Origin of the sequence: Variovorax paradoxus, assembly GCF_000834655.1 — a bacterium.
Classification (GTDB): domain Bacteria; phylum Pseudomonadota; class Gammaproteobacteria; order Burkholderiales; family Burkholderiaceae_C; genus Variovorax; species Variovorax paradoxus_F.
The window spans coordinates 1-2,340 of sequence record NZ_JXQQ01000109.1; the positions used below are offsets into that span (position 1 = coordinate 1).

Below are 2,340 nucleotides of genomic sequence, written 5' to 3' on the forward strand. Positions count from 1 at the left end.
ATGGCCGCGCCCTTGGGCTTGCCGGTGGAGCCGGAGGTGTAGATGACGTAGGCCAGGTGCTCGCCGTGCAGGGGAATCTCTGGATCGCTCTCGGGTTCACCGGAAAGATCGAGGTCCTCGACTTCGAGAAAAGTGAGTCCTTCGCGGAAGGCGATGCAGTCGCGCGTGGCGCGGTGGGTCAGCAGCAATCGGATGCCGCTGTCCTCGACCATGTACGCCAGGCGCTGCGCCGGGTATTCGGGGTCCAGTGGCAGATAGGCGCCGCCGGCCTTGAGGATGGCCAGGATGCCCACGACCATCTCCACGCTGCGCTCCATGGCGATGCCTACGAGCACATCGGGGCCCACGCCCAGGGAGATCAGGCGGTGGGCCAGGCGATTCGCCCTGCGGTTGAGTTCGAAGAAGCTCAGGGCGTCGTCGGCGAAGAGCAGCGCGGTGGCCTGCGGCTGGTGGCGGGCATGGCCTTCGATGAGGCGGTGCACGGGTTGCAGGCCGGGCTCGCGGTGCGTGTTGACGCTCCACTGCGCGAGCTGCGCCTTCTCGGCGGCGCCGAGCAGGTCGACGTCGCCGACGGTCAGTTCGCCGCGGCTGGCCAGCGCGCCTAGGATCGCCACGTAGTGACCTGCCATGCGCTCGATGCTTTCTGCGTCGAACAACTCGGCCGCATACGCGAAGAGTGCATTCACCCGTCCGTCCGCATCCTCGCTCGTGTTCAGCACCAGTTCGAACTGCGCCGCCGGATCGCCGAGCGCATAGCTCTCGACCTCGATGCCCGGCAGTTGCGCAAAGGCGCGGCCGTCGATCCGCTCGTGGTTGAACACCACCTGGAACAGCGGGCTCACGCTCAGGCTGCGGTCGGGCCGCAGGGCTTCGACCAGTTGCTCGAACGGCAGGTCCTGGTGCGCCTGCGCGCCCAGCGCCGCCTCCTTGGTCTGCGCCAGCACTTTCGACAGCGGCGTGCGGCTGTCCATCACGTTGCGCTGCACCTGCGTGTTGACGAAGAAGCCGATCACGCCCTCGATCTCCGCGCGCGTGCGGTTCGCCACCGGCACGCCCACGCGGATGTCGCGCTCGCCGCTGTGGCGATGCAGCAGCACCTGGAAGCCCGCGAGCAGCACCATGAAAAGCGTTGCGCCGTTGCCGTGCGCGAGCTGGTGCAGTTGCTGCACGAGTTCGCGCGACAACTCGACGGTGTGCCCCGCCGCCTGGTAACGGCCATCGGGACGGCGGCTGTGGTCCGTCGGCAATTGCAGAACCGTGTTGGCGGCGCCCAGCCGCTCGGTCCAGTAGGCGAGCTGGCGTTCCTTCTCGCCCGCCTCGAGCCAGTTGCGCTGCCAAGCGGCGTAGTCGGCGTAGCGCACCGGCAGCGGCGCCATCGCGGGCGTCTCGCCGCGCACGCGCGCGCGGTACTGCTGCATGAACTCGTCCACCAGGATCTGCTTGGACCAGCCGTCCGACACGATGTGGTGCATCACCACCACCAGCACATGCTCTTCGGCCGCCAGCCGCAGGAGACCCACGCGCAGCAGCGGGCCGCGCGTGAGGTCGAAGGGCGTGTCGGTCAGGCGCTTCGCCGCGTCACGCGCGCCGTCTTCCGCGGCCTGCGGTGAGAGAGCTGACAGGTCGATCGTCTCGACGTCGAAGTCGATGCGCTCCAGAATCCGCTGCTCGCTCAGGCCTTGCCCGTCGGGGCGGAACACGGTGCGCAGCGATGCATGGCGCTCCACCAGCGCCGCGAAGCTCGCCTTCAGCGCCGCCACGTCGAGCGCACCGCGCAGCTTCAACGCGCCGTTGATGTGGTAGGCCGTGCTCCCGGGGTCCAGCTCCCAGAGGAACCATTGGCGCAGCTGCGCATACGACAGTGCCGCGCTGTCTTGCGCGCCGGCGGCCGACACGATCGGCAGCCGCGCGAAATCCACGCCTTGCTTGCGCAACGCATCGAGAAAAATCTTCTGCTTGTCGCGCGGCAGCCGTGCGAAGCGGTCGGCAATGGCCTGTTTTTCGATCTGCATCAATCCTCCAACTCTGCGAGCAACGCGGCCATCTGCGCAAGATCCGTGGCCTCTTCTTTTTCCACCGTGCGCGTCATCGCCTGAAGCGCCTGGGCCAGCGCGGCGAGCGTCGGATGCTCGAAGTACACCTTGAGCGGGACCTGCATGGATGAGAACTGCCTCTGCATGCGCGTCTGCACGCTGAGCACCGACAGCGAATGCCCGCCGAGCTCGAAAAAGTCGTCGTGGCGGCCGACCTTCGCGACCTCGAGCACATCGGCCCACGCGGCCGCGAGCGCGATCTCGACTTCGCCCTGCGGCGCCTCGTAGGCCCGCTCGCTGGCCCGCT

The 2,340-nt window shown here is 67.9% G+C and carries 2 protein-coding genes; both read right to left on the reverse strand.

Annotated elements, in window-relative coordinates:
• A partial coding sequence (locus tag RT97_RS28695; protein ID WP_042582266.1) for a condensation domain-containing protein occupies window positions 1–2,012 on the reverse strand: 2,012 nt, incomplete at its 3' end.
• Window positions 2,012–2,340, reverse strand: a 329-nt coding sequence (locus tag RT97_RS28700) for a phosphopantetheine-binding protein (protein WP_042582267.1), incomplete at its 5' end; no start/stop codon positions are given. The genes RT97_RS28695 and RT97_RS28700, both read right to left, overlap by 1 nt.